Raw genomic sequence first — 17,425 nt, forward strand, 5'->3', positions numbered from 1 at the left:
ACGCTCAACCCTGAGGGCTTTCGGCGCCGAGGGCGTCGGCGCGCCGGGTCGCGACGAAGTCGAGCACCGAGGCCACGTCATCGGTGTCGGCGACGCGATGGGCGGCGGCGGTCTCGCCCTCGCCGACCTTGATCCCGACATCTCCGGCATCGGGACGCAGATGGGCGAAGGCCTTCTCGTCGGTCACGTCGTCGCCGAGGTAGATGACGACGTCGCAGTCGAGCCGCTCCCGCAGGATGTCGAGCGCGTGGCCCTTGCTGGTCTCGATGACCGCCAGTTCGAGAACGGCCTTGCCCTCGGTGCTGTGCACACCCTCCCACGACCCCGGACCGAACCGGGCGGCGTCGAGAGCGGCTCCGGCGTCGGCGGGTTCCGCATTGCGGACGTGCAGCACCGCGGCGGCAGGCTTCGTCTCCACCGTCGAACCCGGGAAACGGGCTGCGATCGAACGCAATTCGTCGACGATCCGGGCCAGCAGCGCCCGCTTGGCGTCGGTCACCTCGACCACGAAACCGGTGTCGAACTCGCTGCCGTGGCTGCCGACGAGCGTCACCGGCGCGGTGAGTCCGGACAGGTCGGCGAGGACGGCGAGCTCACGTCCCGACACTACCGCGACCTCGGTGTCCGGGAGTGCGGCGGCCTTCTCCAGCGCGACGATCGACGCCGGGTTCGGCACCGCATCCTCCGGGCGCGAGACGATCGGTGACACACACCCGTCGTAATCGGACGCCAGGAGGAGACGACGGGCACGCGACGCCGCAGCCAGGGCCTCCCGCAGTGCCGGAGTGATCCCGGTGGCGCTCATTCGTTTTCGGCGGTGTCGTGCGACTCGGCGGGGACCGCGCTCTCGGTTGCCGGCCGGAGCTCGGGCAGTTCGGTCACCGGTGCGGCCGACTCCACCAGCTCGACACCGCGATTCGCCGACAGTTCCGTCTCCGACTCCGCGGTGAGCGTGCCGAGGAAGCTGCGGGCCCACTTGTCGACGTCGTGGGCGAGCACCTGGCGACGCAACGCGCGCATCCGGCGTCTGCCCTCGTGTTCGCTCTGCTTCACCGCGGCCTCGATCGCGTCCTTGACGCCGTCGAGGTCGTACGGGTTGGCCTGGTAGGCCGAGCGCAGTTCGGCTGCGGCGCCGGTGAACTCACTGAGCACCAGGGCTCCGCCGAGGTCGGTCCGGCAGGCCACGTACTCCTTGGCCACGAGGTTCATGCCGTCGCGCAGCGGGGTCACCAGCATGACGTCGGCGGCGACGAAGAAGGCGATCAGCTCCTCGCGTGGCACCGGGCGGTGCAGGTACTGCACGACCGGGTGGCCGACGGTGGCGTAGTTGCCGTTGATGTTGCCCACCAGCTGCTCGATGCCGGCCCGCATCTGCTTGTAGCTCTCGACGCGTTCGCGGCTGGGGGTGGCCAGCTGCAGCATCACGGTCTCGGAGGCGTCGAGGCGACCCTCGGCCAGCAGCTCCGAGATCGCCTTGAGCCGGACGTCGATGCCCTTGGTGTAGTCGAGGCGGTCGACGCCGAGCATGATCGTCTTCGGGTTGCCGAGCTCGCGCCGGATCTCGGCGGCGCGGTCGCGGATCCGCTTGGTCTTCGCGAGTGCGGCGAGCGCCCCGGAGTCGATGGAGATCGGGAACGCGCCCACCCGGACCGTGCGGAAACCGACCTGCACCACGCCGAACCGTGAGCGCACGCCCACGGTGCCCTTGCTCGTGGCCTGTCCGGCGAGGCGTCGGGCGAGGTAGAGGAAGTTCTGGGCGCCGCCGGGCAGATGGAATCCGATCAGGTCGGCGCCGAGCAGGCCCTCGACGATCTCGGTGCGCCACGGCATCTGCATGAACAGTTCCACCGGTGGGAACGGGATGTGCAGGAAGAACCCGATCTTGACGTCGGGCCGCAGCATCCGCAGCATCTTCGGGACCAGCTGCAGCTGATAGTCCTGCACCCAGACGATGGCGCCCTCGCCGGCCGCCTTCGACGCGGCCTCGGCGAACCTGCGGTTCACCTCGACGTAGGTGTTCCACCATTCGCGGTGGTACTCGGGTTTGACGATCACGTCGTGGTACAGCGGCCACAACGTGGCGTTGGAGAAGCCCTCGTAGTACTCGGCTATCTCCTGCGCGGACAACGGCACCGCATGGATGTCGATGCCCTCGATGTCGGGATTGTCATCCGAATCCGGGATACCCGACCAGCCGACCCAGGCGCCGGTGTTGGCGCGCAGGATCGGTTCGAGCGCGGTCACCAGACCGCCGGGACTGCGCTTCCAGTTGACCGTGCCGTCGGGGAGGACCTCCTTGTCGACGGGCAGCCGGTTGGCCACGACGACGAACTCTGCGCCGTCGTGCGGAGCAGTCCTGTGCGGCCTTTCCCCGCTCGCGGTGTCGGTCACGGGGTCGGGCCCGGATTCAACCGGTCGCGGCGCCACCTGATCAGGCGTTCTCGCCCGGAGCGATCCCCAGCATGGCGAGCAGCATCCGGCATTCGTCGGCGTCGGTGGCGTAGGCGGCGACGACGCGGCGCGCGGAATTGGCGGTCTCGTCGGCTACCGGTTCCAGTTCTTCGTCGGCGATGTCGGTGGTCTTCGCGGGCATGTGATCCCCTCGTCGTACGGGCGGTCTGTCGCGTGCGGCCTGGGGCCGTCGTGTTACGTGCTCGGGTGGCCGAGACGGCACATCCGACCTCTCATTCTACCCGTGCTCCGGCAGTGGTCAGAACTCGTCCGGGCGCCTATCTGCCGGTGGCTCCGGCGGCTGCCGCCACCGCCCCCGGCCCGGCGGGTCCTGCGGCCGCGGTCGCGGCGTCCGGTCCTGCCGCCACGGTGACTGTCCTCCCGCCTGCGGCCGGGTCGCAGGGTCCTGCGGTTGTCGCGGTGTCTGGTCGTGCGGCTGTTGTCGCGGTGACTGGTCCTGCGGCTGTCGCCGCGGTGGTTGGTCCTGCGGCTGTCGCCGCGGTGGCGGCGGCCACCTCCGGTTGGACGGGGGCGGCCATCTCCGGCTTTCGCGGAGGGGACGTTCCCGCATCGCCATGCGGCGTCGGATGATCCAGTCCGGCCTCGGCGGGAGCTGCGGCCGGCGTAGAGAACGGGCGACGAACTCGCCGAGGGTGACACCGGCGGCGAGGGCGCAGCCGATCGCCAGGGCGTTGGCCATCCAGGTGAAACCGCTGAGCGTCTGCTCGCTGAGGATGCCGTACAGGCCGCGGTAGACCGCGAGACCCGGGAGCAGCGGGGTGATGCCGGCGACCGCGACGACCAGCGGCGGTGTGAGAGCGCGCCGGGCGAGCAGGCCGCCGACGAGGCCGACGAAGGCTGCTGCCAGCCCGTTCGCGACGACGTCGCCGACGCTGGTGAACGTCGCCGACGCCGCGACCGCCGTGCCGATCAGGCCGCCGAGGAAGGCGACCCCGAGCGCGCGTTTCTCCGCATAGGAGGCCAGGGCATAGGCGCAGGCCGCGGCCGCGCCCGCCACCACCCGGACGGGGAGTTCGACGGCCTCGAAACTCGTCGAGGTGGTGATGGTCGGCAGGAAGATGCCGGCGGCCTCGAGCAGCCGGATCGCGACACCGACCCCGGCGATGATCCCGCCCGTCATGAGGAGCAGCTCGAAGAACCTCGCGACGCCGGTGATCGGGGCGCCGGTGATGGCGTCCTGCACCGACCCCACCAGCGACAGCCCGGACAACAGCACGACGATCCCGGCCGCGATGACCTGCGACGGTGCGATCTCCACGCCCAGCCGTTCGGACGCGCCGAAGACCAGGGTCGCCGGGACCACCGCGATGAACCCGCCCGCGAACTGCTGGAAGAAGACGGGCGTGCCGATCCGGTTGAGCCTCCGGTTGAGTGTCACGGTGGCCCCGGTGGTCAGGAAGGCGAGCGCGGCGACCAGGTACTGGCCGCCGAGGAGGACCGAGATGGCCGACGCCATGGCGCCCCACGCCACCGTCGCGACCCAGTGCGGATACGGATGTGGGGCGGTGATGATCTCGTCGACCATGCGGTGCGCGGTCGACGGGCTGATGCCGGAGTCGCGGATACGCCGGACGAGCCGGTCCACCTGCGCGAGCCGGGTGAAGTCCATCGAGCGGTAGTAGACCTGCTCCATGGTGGTGATCGGCGGCAGGGTAGCGCCGCGCCGTGCGCTGACCACGATGGTGTTGTAGGTGACGTCGACGTCGACGTCCTCGAGACCGTAGACACCCGCGACGAACTTGATCTGGGTCTGGGTGTCGATGGCCCCGGTGCCCGAGTCGAGCAGCACCGCACCGATCTTGGTGGCGAGGTCGAGGACCTCGGTGATGGCCGCGACGTCGAACGGTTCGATCGGTTTGCGCGGCGACACCATGATGCTGCCGGGCTCGATCGTGTCGATCGTCGCCTGCCGGGTGCCGGTGAGCCGCCGCAACGCGGTGCGGAGGAACTCGCGCACTCAGGTCTCCCTTCCTGGGTGTCCGGCCGGCGGTGGGCGATCGCCTCGCGATGGGCGGCCGTGGGTTCGATCCTCGCAGGGGGCTACCCAGATGGCCGGCACCTCACGCCTCGCGGCGTGTGACCGGGCCCGGTCTACGATCGCCACATGTCAGCAGTGCGGATCAACGGTCCCCGAGACGGTCACACCCGTAGCGCCACGGTCGCGCCCGGCGGCCTGGTGTTCACCGCGGGTGCGGCGCCGATCGACTCCGACGGGGCCACGGTCGCACCCGGCAACGTCGCCGAACAGACGCGGCAGTGCCTGGTGAACCTCGAGGCGGCGCTCGCCGAGGCCGGGGCCGCGCTGACCGACGTCGCCAAGATCACCGTCTTCGTCGCCGAGCGTCTGCAGGCCGACCTGGTGGTCGCGTGGGAGGTGGTGACCGACTACTTCGGCGAGCACAAGCCGGCCGGCAGCCTGATGGGCGTCACGGTCCTCGCCTACGACGAGCAGTTGGTGGAGATCGAGGCGGTGGCCGCCGTCCCGGCGTGACCGCCCGAGCGGGGCCGCGGACCGGTGGTTCATGGTCGTTTGGAGAACCCGGGCGCGGGGTCGATATACTCGCGCACGCACGCCTCCTTAGCTCAGTGGTAGAGCACTCGCCTTGTAAGCGAGCGGTCGTCAGTTCAATCCTGACAGGGGGCTCCACGAAGGCCGGGTGGGATGAGTACTCCACCTGGCCTCTCTGTCTGCCGGGTCGGCCAGAACGGGTTGCCTGTCCGGCCGGAACGGCGCCGACGGCCCGTCGGCGCGCCTACACTCGCGATCAGTCGGTGAGTGCTCGTCGGCCGGTTTTCGACGAGGACTCGACGGACTCGACGAAGACCTCTGGGTCCTCAGGGAAGCGGAGATGGGGCACGGGCAGACGACACTTCGACGACTCCGACGCCCGACGAGGCTCGGAGGAGCCGCCCGCACTCCCTCCAGGCTCGCAGTTCTCGGCGCGGTCGCCGGTGTCGTCGCCCTCAACTGTGTGGTGGTCGGCTCGCTCGTGCTCGCACTCCGGGCCGCGCAGACCGAGGGCGGCCGACCCGTCGACGAGGCGGAGGTCGTCGAGTTCGCGCGGACGACGCTGGTCGACCTGCTCAGCTACACGCCCGACGACACCCGTCGCGTCGAGTCCGCGCTGGCCCGGTTGTGTCCGGACTCGCCCGAGGCCGGGTCCGCCCGGGGTCTGGTCGAGCAGCTCCGGCGGTCGGCCGCCACCTCGGAGGTCCGGGATTCCTCGGTCGGCCGGGTCGTCGCACGGACACCGGACGGTGATCTGGTGGTGTCGATCCGGGTGGTCGTGGTGAAAGGGGCGTTCGGCGTCCGCGCCGAGCGCACCGACCACGACCGGGTGACCGTGCGCCCCGAACCGCGGATGTGCGTCCAGCGGTTCGAGGTCGCACGGTGAAGGTCACCAGATGACCGCGAGGCCCGCCGCGATCAGGGGCAGTGCGCACGCCACCCAGAACAACCCGCGCGGCACGGGTTCGCCGGTGCGACGCTGACGCGCATTGCCCATGCCCAGGACGCCGCCCAGCACGAGCAGGATCACGAGCTTGATGATGATCTTCGGGTAGTTGAGCTCGATGCCCTCCGGCCAGGGCGCCGCGAGCGCCAGGCCGGTGACGAACGAGATCACCACGCCCCACTCCATCACGCGGGTGAATCGGAACTCGCGGCTGACCGCCTGCGATACCAGCGCACCGAAGGTGACGGCGAAGCCGATGAGGTGCACGAAGATTACGACGCTGCGTAGTATTTCCATGCCTGCACTGTACCCATCGCAGGCCGACGGACGGCTCCTCGTCGAACGCCCCCACCGGTGGCCCACCACCGATCGCCCACCATCGATCGACGCCGCGCGGCACGATGGACGCATGGAGCACGACGAACCCGCCACCACGACCGTCGACGGGGAGAAGAACCCGGCCTCCGCCACGCGCCGCGACGCGCCGCTCGCGCGGACCGCCCTGGGCACCTATCGCGGTGTCGCCGGCGAACGCGCCGACATCTGGCGCGGCATCCGCTACGCCGAGGCGCCGGTGGGCGATCTGCGCTGGCGGCGGGCAGTCCCGCTCACGCCCAACGGATCTCCCGACGCGACCGTCGACGCGCGGACGTTCGGGGCGGTCAACCCGCAGGAACCCAACCCCGCGGTCCGGCTCGGGCCGGACGTCGTGATGGACGAGGACTGCCTGTTCCTCAACGTGTGGACGCCGCCGGGCGCGTCGGCGCGGTCCGGCTCCGGCGACGGTCTGCCGGTGATGGTGTGGTTGCACGGCGGGGCCTATGTCCTGGGATCGGGCAGCCAGCCGTTCTACGAGGGCTCCAACCTCGCGTCCGCCGGCGACGTGGTGGTCGTGACGCTGAACTACCGTCTCGGACTACACGGTTTCGCCGACCTGTCGTCCATCGACCCGCGCTTCGAGTCCAATGTCGGACTCAGTGACGTGCTCGCCGCACTCGGATGGGTGCGCGACCACATCGCGGGCTTCGGCGGAGACCCCCGGCGCGTCACCGTCTTCGGGGAATCGGCCGGCGCCGGACTGGTGACCGCCCTGCTGGCGATGCCCGCCGCGGAAGGCCTGTTCGGGCGCGCGATCGCCCAGAGTTCACCGGTCACCTCGATGTACGGCACCGAACGCGCCGCTCGTGTCGCGGGTCTGCTGCTCGAATCGCTCGGCGTCGATGCAGGCGACCCCGCCCGTGCGGTCGAGGCCATCGAGAAACTCGACGGCGCACGGTGTTCCGCGCTCACCTCCGACCTGTTCGCCCGGGTCCCCACGGACTGGCCCGGCACCATCGCCTTCGCGCCGGTCGTCGACGGCGACCTGCTGCCCGAGTACCCCCTCGACGTCTACCGGGCGGGGCGTGCGCTGCCCGTTCCGCTGATCATCGGGACCAACCGGGACGAGGCCAACCTGTTCAAGTACATGAAGTCCCCGCTCATGCCGATCACCACCGAGGAGATCGAGCGGATGTTCGCCTCGATGGCCGCGGAGTATCCCGACGTCGTGTTACCCGAACGCGCACAAGTCCTCTCGGCCTATTCGGGGCTCAAACCGAAGGTCACCGGGCTCGGTGTCGCCCGCGACGTCGCATTCCGGATGCCGACGCTGTGGCTGGCCGACGCCCACGCGCATCGTGCGCCCACCTACGTCTACCGATACGACTGGTGTCCGAGGATGTTCCGCCTCCTGGGTCTGGGGGCCGCCCACGCGACCGAGGTGCCCTATGTCTGGGGAAATCTCGGTGCGACGCCGCGCGACATCACCTTCCTCTTCGGCGGGCGCAAGCACGGAGAAGCCGTGTCGCAGCGGATGATCCGCCGGTGGACGGACTTCGCTCACGGCAGGGAGCCCGACGCCGACGACGACTGGCCGACCTACGACAGCGGCCACCGGCCGGTGCTGCGCATCGATGCCCAGGACCGGGTCGTGGCGAATCTCGACGGCGATCTCTGGGAGGCCTGGGGCGAGGAACCGCTCAGCTTCCGGTGACGTCGGCGTCGCAGTCGCCGTGCAGATCGGCATGCGGCAGATAGGCCTCCCGCTGGGCATCGGTCATCGGGGACGTGCTCGCGCACACCCATTCGCGCGCATCCTGTAGGTCCAGGCTGTGCACGTACACGTTCCCGGTGGTGTCGCCGCCGGCGACGAGTTCGTCGTCGGACGGGATTCGCTCGGGCAGTTGCCAGGTGGTGGTCGAGTCCGTTGCGTCGAGCAACGTGTCCACCTGCTCCCGGTCGGTGAGGGAGCCGTCGTCGCCGAGCGCGAAGCTGATCAGCTCGTGGGTGGCGGTCCCCACGGCCACCCGGCTCGGCGACATCGCCAGGGTGGTGGCGAAGACGTCGTCGTGGCGGGTGATCTGTTCGGGTTCGGCAACCGCGCCTGATGCGGGCAGCCGCCACGTCGACAACGCCCGTGCGGCGAGGACGAGGACCTCGCCGTCGTCGGCGAAGGCCACCTGCGCGACCGGGGCGTCGTCGGTGATGACCGCGTGCGGCTCGGTGTCGCCGGCGGCGAGGTCGTACAGGTAGACGCGCTTGTCGTCGGAGGACACCGCGAGTCGCGTGGCGTCGGGGCTGAAGGCGGCGCTGCGGACGAGGTCGGTCGGTCCGCGCAGCGGCCCGCCGATACGCCGCGGTGCCGCCGGGTCCGAGGTGTCCCACAGCGCGACGGAGGTGTCGGTGTCGCCGGTCGCGAGGACGTGCCCGGTCGGCGCGAACGCCAGGGGGAACGCGTAGCGGGTGCCGATCGGGAGCCGGGATGCGGCGCGCGGGGCGGCCGGGTCGGCGATGTCCCACAGTTCGACGAGCCCGCCGTTGTTGTTGGCCGTCGCGGCGAGTGTTCCGGGCTCGTTCACCGCGACCCGGGGGTGGTCGTTGACCCGATGCTGGATCGGGGTCCGCGACCGCAACGTCATCTCCGGGCCGTCGAGCGTCCACACGTTGAGGGTGGTGTCGGAGCCGACCGTCGTGAGGATGCGCCGCGCCGGGTCGGTGGCGATGCCGCTGATGGTGCCGCCGCGGTCGGGAACCGTGCGGTCGGGCAGCGACCAGACGTCGATGGCGCCGTCGGAGCGGCCGGACACCACGCGGTCGCCGGCCGGCGCGAAGGCGGCGGAGAAGGTGCGCACCGAGCCCTGTTCGGAGGTCTGCAGGGCCCACTGCATCGTAGGCGCGGCGCGGTTGGCGGTGTTCCACACCCGGACCATGCCGTCGGCGCGTGCCGAGGCGATCTGCGATCCGGTGGCATCGAAGCCGATGGACCAGGAACCGGCGGTCGCGTTGGGCAGCGACGTGCTCAGCGGGCGCGGCGCGCGGGGGTCGGAGACATCCCACAGCTGTGCGTTGGGGCTGTCCCCGGTGACGGCCAGCGACCGGCTGTCCGGGCCGAAAGACACCGCGTGGGTGATGCTGGGGAACCCCGTCAGCGGTTCGCCCACGGGCACGGGCTGTTCGCCGGTCGTCCACAGTCGTACCGTGCGGTCGTCGCCCCCGCTCGCGAGCAGTCGGCCGTCGGGGCTGAACGAGAGGGTGCGCGCGGCGGCGCCGTGACCGCGGAGCTCGGCGGTCTGTCGCAGGGTTCCGTCCGGCCCGACCGCGAAGACCGTGATGGAACCGTCGTCCGACGACGCGGCGAGCGTCCGCCCGTCGGCGGAGAATCTCGCCATGTAGACGGTCCCGCGACCAGGGGTGACCGTCGTCCGCAGCTGTGGACGCGTCCGCTCGGAGACGTCCCAGACACGCACCGATCCGTCCCCGCTGCTCGCGGCCAGCAGCGGGAGCGTGGGGTGGAAACCGGCGGAGGTGACGTAGTTGCCGAACCCGGTCAGCGTCGCCAGGGGCCGGTAGCCGGGGACGTCGCCGGTGCGCTCCCAGAGGCGGACGGTCCGATCGCCGCTCGCCGAGGCCAGCAGGTCGCCGGCCCGGTCGAACGCGAGGTCGTAGACCGGTCCGGTGTGGCCCGTGACCTGCGTCGCGAGGGGGCTCGTCGCAGCCCCGCGCAGGGCCGCGGCCACCGTCGCGTCCTCGGGATAGAGCTGATGGGCGACCAGCAGGAGGCGCGCGGCCAGCGACGGGTTCGACCGTTTCATGGTGTCGATGGTCGACAGGAGGGCCTGGCGCTCGGCGGAGTTGCGCTGCTCGCGCAGGTCATGGGCCTGTCGGAAGCCGATGGCGGCCGTGATCGTCGCCGCGATGGCCAGGACGACGATCACGGAGACGGCGCCGAGTTGCAGCAGCCGCCGGCGTCGTTCCATCGCGACCGCGGAGTCGAGGAACACGTCGTTCTCCGCGCTCAACAGGTGCACGTACTGGCCGCGGAGCGCCCGCCGGCGCCGCTTCGCGTCGTCCAGGCGCGGGCCGGTGTAGAGGAACGAACGGCTGCGTCCGTTGTCCAGCCAGGCCTGCGTGTCCGCGTCGAGCTGCTGCCACCACACGTGGGTGTCGGAGTCGTCGGCGATCCACTCGGCCAGGCGCGGCCACGCCGTGAGCACGACATCGTGGATCAACATGACCGAGTCCGCGGACACGGTCAGGAGCCGGGCCTGGGCGAAGGCGTCGATGACGGTCGAGGCCTCGGGCGGGAAGCGGTTGGCGATGGTGGCGGTCGACATCGGCACGCGCAGGGCGATGCCGGCCGGGCCCACGTGGACGAGCGAGACCAGGAGTGCGCGGGCGAGATCGTGGTGCTCGGGGGCGACGGCCTCCCAGGCCGACTCCGCGGTGTCGGCGACGGCGCGGGCTATCCCTCCGGTGGCGCGGTAGCCGGACAGTGTCATCCGGTTCCCGGATCGTCGCGCCCACGTCGCCTGTAGGACGTGAGCGAGCAGCGGGAGCCGCCCGGCACGATCGCCATCGGTCGACGCCTCGTAGAGGTCGGTGATCATCACGTCGGCCAGACCGCTCTCGATGCGTCCGCCGGCCGGCTTCACCGGGGCGGTGATGACCTCCCGGAGCTGGGTGCGGGTCATCTCGGAGACGATCACGCAGCGGTGTTGCCAGGCGTGGGCGAGGAACGGGTACTCGACGCACCTGCTGAAGAAGTCGGCGCGCACCCCGACCACGACGACGGTGTCGGCGGCGAGATCCTCGACCGCGCGCAGCGTCGTCTGCCGCATGTCGTCGCCGTGGGAGAAGACGTTCTCGAACTGGTCGATCACGATCACCGCGGCGGGATCGGAACCGCAGTCGCAGGTGGACGCGCGTGGCCCGGCGTCGGCGCCGGATGCGGTGCATCGGCAGACCGAGGCGTCGATTCGGAGCCCGTCGGCGGTGATCTCGCCGTACCGGGGCGGGGTGAGCCGGCGGTCGCGGGCGAGACCGGCGCGCAGCAGCGACGACTTGCCGGAGCCGGAGACCCCGGTGACCACGATGAGCCGGGACTCGGGGACGGGTGCGTCCCGGGTGGCGAGGATCGTGTCGACCAGGGTGGAGACGAGGTCGTCGCGGCCGAAGAAGAGCTCGCTGTCGTCGGCGGTGAGGGTGGCCAGGCCCGCATACGGGCGGGTGGGACGTACCGCCACCGGCGTCTCCGGCGTCTCCCGGGAGAGATGTTGCTCCCACAGCTCGCGCCACTGCGGGACCGTGAGGACGTCGGGGCCGCCGGCTGCGACCGCGCGGGAGGTCAGCCAGACGAGCAAGGGCTCGACGGTCGCGAAGTCGCGCGGCAGGTGGCGACCGTTGCGCCAGTCGCTGATGCGCTGTGCGGACACCTTCGCGCGGGCGGACGCGGCCCGGAGGGTGGGGCGACCGGCTTGGACGAACAGGCGCGCGAGCGCTTCACCGAAATCCACTCCACCCGACTCCACGCCTCGAGGAGGGTTCGCCGCCGGGCGCCCGTCGAGGCGACCCGGCCGATCGTGTCCCCCCGCACCTTCTCGATCGACCGCATCATCATGCTCGCGCCCGCCCGGGGTGGCCAGCACCTGCGGCAAAAGGTGGCGATGGACACTCCGGACCCGGAAAGACGATCAGGTCATCCGACCGGAAGTCGCCCGGGTACGGCACGGCCGGATTCCGGACCGGAGAGTTCATTTCCCCGTTTACCTGGGAATTTCGCGCACGTATCCGGATCCTGTTGGATTCCGGACAGACGATGCGGTGTCCTGTGGATGCGTTTCCTGACGGGGGTCGGGAGCGTGCGGATGCGTCGGTCGCCGGACACGCGGAGGTGTTCTCAGGCACTGCCCGTCGGGGGCTGTGTGTCGTCGGCGTCCACGCATCCGGGCGGGTGCCGGGAATCGGGTCGATGGGGGGCGGCCGGTTTCCGGCATCCGACTTCCCGTGTCTTCGCGATCTGCTCACTACGATCGGTTCATGGTGGCCCCACGTCCCCGGATCACCGACGCGCAGCGTCGTTCCAGACTCGCCCGACGCACGCGTCTGGCGCCGGACTCGCGAGCGACGGGTGTCGTCGAGGTCGCGCGGTCGATGGTCGGATTGCACTCCACCACGCCGTCGACCGTCTATCTGTCCGCCTGGGCGCGCGTCGACGGATTCACCCGGGACGATCTCGACGCCGCCCTCTACGTCGACCGGACGCTCGTCAAGCACCTCGCGATGCGCCGGACCCTGTTCGCGTTCCCGCGCGACGTCCTGGCCGAGGCCATCGGCGCCCTCGGCCCGCGGGTCTCGGCGTCGGAGCGGCGGAACATGCTGCGGGATCTGCGTCGCAGCCCCGACGTCGACGACCCCGAGGCGTGGATCGACACCGCCCGCGAGGCGGTGCTGGCCGAACTCGCCGGTGGGGAGTCCCTCACCTCGACCGAACTGCGTGAGAGGCTGCCGGCGCTGAGCGGTTCCATCACCTTCGGCGAGGGCAGGTCGTGGGGCGGGACGAGCCACTTCGGGCCCCGCGTGCTCAACATGCTCGACGCCTCGGGCGAGATCGTGCGCGGGCCCAACCGCATGGACTGGCATCTGTCGAGGCCCGCGTGGACGTCGATGAACATCTGGCTCGGCGAGACCCTCGAGGTCCCGGACGTGCACGCCGGGCACCGGGCGCTGATCGAACGCTGGCTGCGAACCTTCGGTCCCGGTACAGAGACCGACCTGGTCTGGTGGCTCGGCTCCACCAAGACCGCCGTTCGCGCCGCACTGGCCGATCTGGGGACCGTCGAGGTCGAGCTGCAGAGCGGCGGCGTCGGGCACGTGCTGCCCGACGACCTTCCCGGCGACTCCGACGACGACGCTCCGGTCGAACCGCACGCGGTCCTGCTACCCGAACTCGACCCGACGATCATGGGCTACAAGGAACGCGCCTTCTACCTCGGCGACCACGCACCCCGCGTCTTCGACACCGTGGGCAACGCCGGGCAGACCGCGTGGTGGGACGGGCGGATCGTGGGCGGTTGGTACCGGCGAGATGACGGCTCGATCGCCGTACATCCCCTCGAGACGCTCTCGCGGGCTGCGCGCCGGGCCCTCGACGCCCGGGCCGACGAGCTCGCGGAGTGGCTCGGCGGTGTCGGATTCAAGACCCAGTACTCCGCGCCGTACATGAAGGAGGTCGGCGAACGCCGATGAGTCGGCGGTGCCTTCGCGGTCTGTCCCTGCAGAGAAGTGGACCACCCGACGAGAGGACCCCGTGATGAGCACTCCACTCCCACCCGTCGTCGACCACGACAGCTGGGCTGCGGCACTCGCCGAACTGCGCGGCCGGGAGAAGGCCGCCACCCGAGAACTCGACGCGATCGCCGCGCAGCGACGCCGGCTGCCGATGGTCGAGATGCCCGACCACGTCCTCACCGGACCCGACGGTCCGGTTCGGCTCGTCGACGTCTTCGACGGCAGGTCGCAGCTCATCGTCTACAACCACATGTGGTTCCCGGGCAAGAAGTGGCAGTGCTCGGGCTGCACCGGCTTCACCGCGCAGTTCGACCGGCTCGAATTCCTCGACGATTATGACGCCCGGTTCGTGATCATCACGCACGGACCGATCGACGAGGCACTCGCCTACAAGAAGCGGGTCGGCAACCGGATGGACTGGTACTCCTCGGCCGGCACCGGCTTCTCCGCCGACGTCGGTGCCGGTCCCGGCGAGGGGTTCGCGGTCAACGTCTTCCTCCGCGACGGCGACACCGTGTACCGGACCTGGCACACCTCGGGTCGCGGCGTCGAACAGCTCGCCCACACGTTCGCGCTGATCGACGTGCTGCCGTGGGGGCGGCAGGAGGAGTGGCAGGACTCGCCCGCGGGCTGGCCCCAGGGGCCGACCTACGGGCGCTGGCGTGACTCGGACGCGATTGCCGCGGCGTACGGGGATCCGGACGCGTAGCCTCACCCGCGATAACAGCAGGTCAGAGTTCACAGGGATCTCCCAGGCACTTTCCAGGAAGGCCGCGGGGCCGTCTGGAAGAGTGGGTGGGCGTGAGTGGACCCGACCGTGACGACGCCCCGCGCGGGGCGAAGGTCCTCGTCGTCGACGACGAGGAGAACATCCGCGAACTGCTGTCGGTGTCGCTGAAATTCCAGGGATACCAGGTGGACACCGCGGCCGACGGCCCGAGCGCCATCGACAAGTGCCGCACCCGCAAGCCCGACGTCCTGATCCTCGACGTGATGATGCCCGGCATGGACGGCTTCGGCCTGCTACGACGACTGCGCGCCGACGGAGTCGAGGCCCCGGCGCTCTTTCTCTCGGCGCGCGACTCGGTCGCCGACAAGGTCAACGGCCTCACGATCGGCGGCGACGACTACGTCACGAAACCGTTCAGCCTCGAGGAGGTCGTCGCTCGGTTGCAGGTGCTCCTGCGCCGCAGCGGCTTCGGCGAGGAGACGAAGACGTCGTCGAAGATCACCTTCGCCGACATCGAACTCGACGACGAGACCCACGAGGTCTTCAAGGCCGGCAGACCGGTCCAGCTGTCGCCGACCGAGTTCACCCTGCTGCGCTACTTCATGGTCAACGCGGGCACCGTGCTGTCCAAGCCCCGCATCCTCGACCACGTCTGGAACTACGACTTCGGCGGCGACGTGAACGTCGTCGAGTCCTACGTCTCGTACCTGCGGCGCAAGCTCGACTACGGCGAGAAGCCCCTCATCCACACCCTCCGGGGCGTCGGGTACGTGATGCGTGAGCCGCGCGAGTAGATGACGACGACACCCGCCCGGGAACCAGACGCCGGGAAACCAGACGCCCGGACGCCACCCGGGGCCGCGCCCGGCCGGGAGCCGGTGCGCCGGCGCGGGATTCCGCTCCGGATCTCCCTGGTCGCGCTGACGGTCGCGCTCGTCGTGGTCGGGCTGCTGGCCTCCGGGGTCGCGGTCACCTCGTCGATGCGCCAGGACCTCATCTCCCGCGCCGACGAGGGACTGGTGAACGCCTCCCGCACCTGGGCCGATCCACGGGGCCGGATGACCGAGCCGCGGCCCGATCCGCCCGGACCACGCCGTCCGCCGTCGCCCTACTACGTGGAGTCGATCGTGGAGATCGGCGGCGGGGCCGCGTCGGTCAACGTCTACAACCAGTTCGACCACGCCCCGGACGTGTCGGGGCTGACCGGCGACGACGTCGGCCCGGTCACCGTCGGATCGGTGGGCGGGGACGGTCCGCAGTGGCGGGCGATCAAGCGATCCAATCGCTTCGGCTCGTCGATCGTCGCCACCCCGATGTCGGACATCGACGCGACCATCAGCCGCCTGGTCTGGCTGCAGTTCGCGATCGGCGCCGTGGTCGTCGTCCTCCTCGCCGTCCTCAGTTATCTGCTGGTCCGCACGAGTCTGCGGCCGTTGCGCCGTGTCGAGGAGACCGCGCATGCCATCGCCGCCGGCGACCTCGACCGCCGCGTGCCGCTGGCCGCGCCGGGCACCGAGGTCGGAAGCCTGTCGAAGTCCCTGAACACCATGCTGGGGCAGATCCAACAGGCCTTCGCGACCACCGCGGCCTCCGAGCGGCAGGCCCGCGCGTCCGAGGAGGAGATGCGCCGCTTCATCGCCGACGCCAGCCACGAGCTGCGCACCCCGCTGACCTCGATCAAGGGTTTCGCCGAGCTCTACTCGCAGGGCGGCGTCCCCGACGTCCCGGATGCGATGCGGCGTATCAACGACGAGGCGAACCGTATGAACGTCCTCGTCGAGGACCTGCTGATGCTCGCCCGGCTCGGTGCGCAGCGTCCCCTCGACACCGCACCCGTGGATCTGCTGGGGCTCGCGACCGACGCGGTGTCCTCCGCGCGCATCGCCGCTCCCGACCGCGACATCCGGCTGGAGGTGAGCGCGAGCGACCACCCACCGGTGGTGGCCGGTGACGCGCCGCGACTCCTGCAGGTCTTGCGCAACCTCATCTCGAACGCGATCAACCACACCCCGCCGCAGGCGTCCGTGACCGTCGGCGTGGCGGTCGACGACGGCGCTGCCGAGGGTCCGGAGGCGGTTCTCACCGTTGCCGACACCGGGAACGGCCTGACCGCGGAGGAGGCCGCGCACGTCTTCGAGCGGTTCTACCGCGGCGACGAGTCGCGGCACCGGGGCTCGGGCGGGGGCAGCGGCCTGGGGTTGTCGATCGTCGCCGCGCTGGTCGAGGCCCACGGCGGGCGGGTCGGCGTCGACACCGCGCCCGGCGAGGGGGCGACGTTCTGGGTGCGATTGCCCCTGCTGGGCGAGTGACCCTCAGGAGGGGATGAGCCGTCGCAGCCGGGCGAAATCGGCGACGTCGGCGCGGAATTGGTCGAGCGTCACCAGGGTGTACATGCCGTCGATCTGACGGTTCACCCACAGCTGGTGGATGCGGCGGAGGTCGGATTGCCGCGACTTCCAACCGATCCCGTCGATCACCGCGAGCACCAGCTGGGTCGGCAGGCGGACCTCGGCCATCTCCTCGATCTCGCGCACCGCGTCGGTGAGCTTCGACCCGGTGGAGTCGAACCCCTTTGCCGCGACGACTATGTCGGCGGAAGCGGGATCACCGACGATGAGATCGGCGGGAGCGGTGCGGCCGTTGCGCCCGGCGAACCGGGACCGCGTCGTGTACTCGAGACCGAGATCGCGTGCGATGTCCTCGATCTCGTCCTCGATCCGCCGCCCCGACGCCCCGGCGCGGGTGGCCGTCGCCCGGGTCCCGGCACGCGCGACGAGGATGTCGGCGAAGGTGTAGGTGCGTTCCATCTGGGTCCGCAGCATGCGGACGAGGTCGAACTCGGAGTCGAGCCAGGTGATCAGGTCGACCGGCTGGGTGCGGGCGAGGCCGTGCCAGCCGCTGGTGTCGAAGCGGTCGCGGAGCGCGTTCTTCAGTTTCTCCTGCGACAGCCCCACCGCGAGTCCGAGGACCGGGACGTCGTTGGGGTTGTCGCGGACCCAGGCGGCCAGGCCTGGGACGTCGGTGTCGAGCAGTTCGCCCAGGCGCGCGGTGGCCTCGACTATCCGTTCGGCCTCCGGTGTCGAGGCGGTGGGGTCGACGTGAGAGGTCAAGCGCCCCAACGACTTCACGTAGTCGTCGAAGTCTGGTGCGTCACTCATGCGTG

At 70.6% G+C, this 17,425-nt stretch carries 13 protein-coding genes, 1 tRNA gene and 1 pseudogene; 8 read left to right on the plus strand and 7 right to left on the minus strand.

Going from position 1 to position 17,425, the window contains the following annotated elements; translation table 11 throughout:
• Positions 1 to 4: 4 nt before the first annotated feature.
• The 4 genes and pseudogenes from otsB to E1P53_RS15400 all read right to left on the minus strand — a co-directional run.
• Positions 5 to 805 carry a trehalose-phosphatase gene (gene otsB / locus E1P53_RS15390; protein WP_131734818.1) on the minus strand — a complete coding sequence of 267 codons (801 nt, stop codon included), beginning with the start codon at positions 803 to 805 and terminating at the stop codon, positions 5 to 7.
• Positions 802 to 2,427 (minus strand): alpha,alpha-trehalose-phosphate synthase (UDP-forming), encoded by a 1,626-nt coding sequence (locus E1P53_RS15395; RefSeq protein ID WP_131734819.1) that lies wholly within the window; start codon positions 2,425 to 2,427, stop codon positions 802 to 804. Before E1P53_RS15395 ends, otsB begins: the two co-directional genes overlap by 4 nt.
• A 4-nt stretch (positions 2,428 to 2,431) precedes the next feature.
• Positions 2,432 to 2,593: a hypothetical protein gene (locus E1P53_RS20510; protein ID WP_005200235.1), complete on the minus strand. Its 162-nt coding sequence runs from the start codon at positions 2,591 to 2,593 to the stop codon at positions 2,432 to 2,434.
• A gap of 351 nt (positions 2,594 to 2,944) precedes the next feature.
• Positions 2,945 to 4,429: pseudogene (locus tag E1P53_RS15400) on the minus strand (threonine/serine exporter family protein); the annotation flags it as partial.
• Between the two features lie 147 nt (positions 4,430 to 4,576).
• Between E1P53_RS15400 and E1P53_RS15405 the strand changes: the two are divergent.
• From E1P53_RS15405 to E1P53_RS15415, 3 genes are all read left to right on the plus strand, one after another.
• Entirely contained in the window at positions 4,577 to 4,963 is a 387-nt protein-coding gene (locus E1P53_RS15405; RefSeq protein WP_131734821.1) for a RidA family protein, read from the plus strand.
• A gap of 81 nt (positions 4,964 to 5,044) precedes the next feature.
• Positions 5,045 to 5,119 (plus strand) — tRNA-Thr (locus E1P53_RS15410).
• 202 nt (positions 5,120 to 5,321) lie between these two features.
• Positions 5,322 to 5,867 (plus strand): hypothetical protein, encoded by a 546-nt coding sequence (locus tag E1P53_RS15415; RefSeq protein WP_244941208.1) that lies wholly within the window; start codon positions 5,322 to 5,324, stop codon positions 5,865 to 5,867.
• A gap of 3 nt (positions 5,868 to 5,870) precedes the next feature.
• Here the strand turns inward: E1P53_RS15415 and E1P53_RS15420 are convergent, their stop codons facing one another.
• Entirely contained in the window at positions 5,871 to 6,224 is a 354-nt protein-coding gene (locus E1P53_RS15420) for a hypothetical protein (protein WP_006902326.1), read from the minus strand.
• A 112-nt stretch (positions 6,225 to 6,336) separates the two neighbouring features.
• Between E1P53_RS15420 and E1P53_RS15425 the strand changes: the two genes are divergently transcribed.
• On the plus strand, positions 6,337 to 7,959 hold the full coding sequence (locus E1P53_RS15425) for a carboxylesterase/lipase family protein (protein WP_131735348.1): 1,623 nt from the start codon (positions 6,337 to 6,339) through the stop codon (positions 7,957 to 7,959).
• Here the strand turns inward: E1P53_RS15425 and E1P53_RS21020 are convergent.
• Positions 7,946 to 11,758, minus strand: a complete 3,813-nt coding sequence (locus tag E1P53_RS21020) for an nSTAND1 domain-containing NTPase (protein WP_131734822.1) — start codon at positions 11,756 to 11,758, stop codon at positions 7,946 to 7,948. The two genes, E1P53_RS15425 and E1P53_RS21020, sit on opposite strands and share 14 nt — an antisense overlap.
• A 523-nt stretch (positions 11,759 to 12,281) precedes the next feature.
• On the opposite strand from E1P53_RS21020, the gene E1P53_RS15435 reads away from it, so the two are divergent.
• The 4 genes from E1P53_RS15435 (at position 12,282) to E1P53_RS15450 (ending at position 16,571) form a co-directional block, all read left to right on the plus strand.
• Positions 12,282 to 13,490, plus strand: a complete 1,209-nt coding sequence (locus E1P53_RS15435; protein WP_131734823.1) for a winged helix DNA-binding domain-containing protein — start codon at positions 12,282 to 12,284, stop codon at positions 13,488 to 13,490.
• 64 nt (positions 13,491 to 13,554) lie between these two features.
• Positions 13,555 to 14,241, plus strand: coding sequence for a DUF899 domain-containing protein (locus E1P53_RS15440; protein WP_131734824.1), 687 nt, complete (start codon positions 13,555 to 13,557; stop codon positions 14,239 to 14,241).
• Positions 14,242 to 14,333: 92 nt separating this feature from the next.
• The gene (locus E1P53_RS15445) at positions 14,334 to 15,056 is read left to right on the plus strand and encodes a response regulator transcription factor (RefSeq protein WP_040527522.1); all 723 of its coding nucleotides are present in this window, start codon (positions 14,334 to 14,336) and stop codon (positions 15,054 to 15,056) included.
• The gene (locus E1P53_RS15450; protein WP_244941209.1) at positions 15,057 to 16,571 is read left to right on the plus strand and encodes a sensor histidine kinase; all 1,515 of its coding nucleotides are present in this window, start codon (positions 15,057 to 15,059) and stop codon (positions 16,569 to 16,571) included.
• A 3-nt stretch (positions 16,572 to 16,574) separates the two neighbouring features.
• Here the strand turns inward: E1P53_RS15450 and E1P53_RS15455 are convergent, their stop codons facing one another.
• Positions 16,575 to 17,420 carry a hypothetical protein gene (locus E1P53_RS15455; protein ID WP_006902333.1) on the minus strand — a complete coding sequence of 282 codons (846 nt, stop codon included), beginning with the start codon at positions 17,418 to 17,420 and terminating at the stop codon, positions 16,575 to 16,577.
• Positions 17,421 to 17,425: the final 5 nt, after the last annotated feature.

This window comes from Gordonia paraffinivorans, from assembly GCF_900683595.1.
Taxonomy (GTDB): Bacteria; Actinomycetota; Actinomycetes; order Mycobacteriales; family Mycobacteriaceae; genus Gordonia; species Gordonia paraffinivorans.

Excerpts from the sequence above, each read along its gene's own strand:
- E1P53_RS15440 (WP_131734824.1), top strand. The coding sequence starts at position 13,555 with ATGAGCACTCCACTCCCACCCGTCGTCGACCACGACAGCTGGGCTGCG.
- E1P53_RS15405 (WP_131734821.1), top strand. The coding sequence starts at position 4,577 with ATGTCAGCAGTGCGGATCAACGGTCCCCGAGACGGTCACACCCGTAGC.
- E1P53_RS15455 (WP_006902333.1), bottom strand. The coding sequence starts at position 17,420 with ATGAGTGACGCACCAGACTTCGACGACTACGTGAAGTCGTTGGGGCGC.
- E1P53_RS15420 (WP_006902326.1), bottom strand. The coding sequence starts at position 6,224 with ATGGAAATACTACGCAGCGTCGTAATCTTCGTGCACCTCATCGGCTTC.
- otsB (WP_131734818.1), bottom strand. The coding sequence starts at position 805 with ATGAGCGCCACCGGGATCACTCCGGCACTGCGGGAGGCCCTGGCTGCG.
- E1P53_RS20510 (WP_005200235.1), bottom strand. The coding sequence starts at position 2,593 with ATGCCCGCGAAGACCACCGACATCGCCGACGAAGAACTGGAACCGGTA.
- E1P53_RS15450 (WP_244941209.1), top strand. The coding sequence starts at position 15,057 with ATGACGACGACACCCGCCCGGGAACCAGACGCCGGGAAACCAGACGCC.
- E1P53_RS15425 (WP_131735348.1), top strand. The coding sequence starts at position 6,337 with ATGGAGCACGACGAACCCGCCACCACGACCGTCGACGGGGAGAAGAAC.
- E1P53_RS15435 (WP_131734823.1), top strand. The coding sequence starts at position 12,282 with ATGGTGGCCCCACGTCCCCGGATCACCGACGCGCAGCGTCGTTCCAGA.
- E1P53_RS15415 (WP_244941208.1), top strand. The coding sequence starts at position 5,322 with ATGGGGCACGGGCAGACGACACTTCGACGACTCCGACGCCCGACGAGG.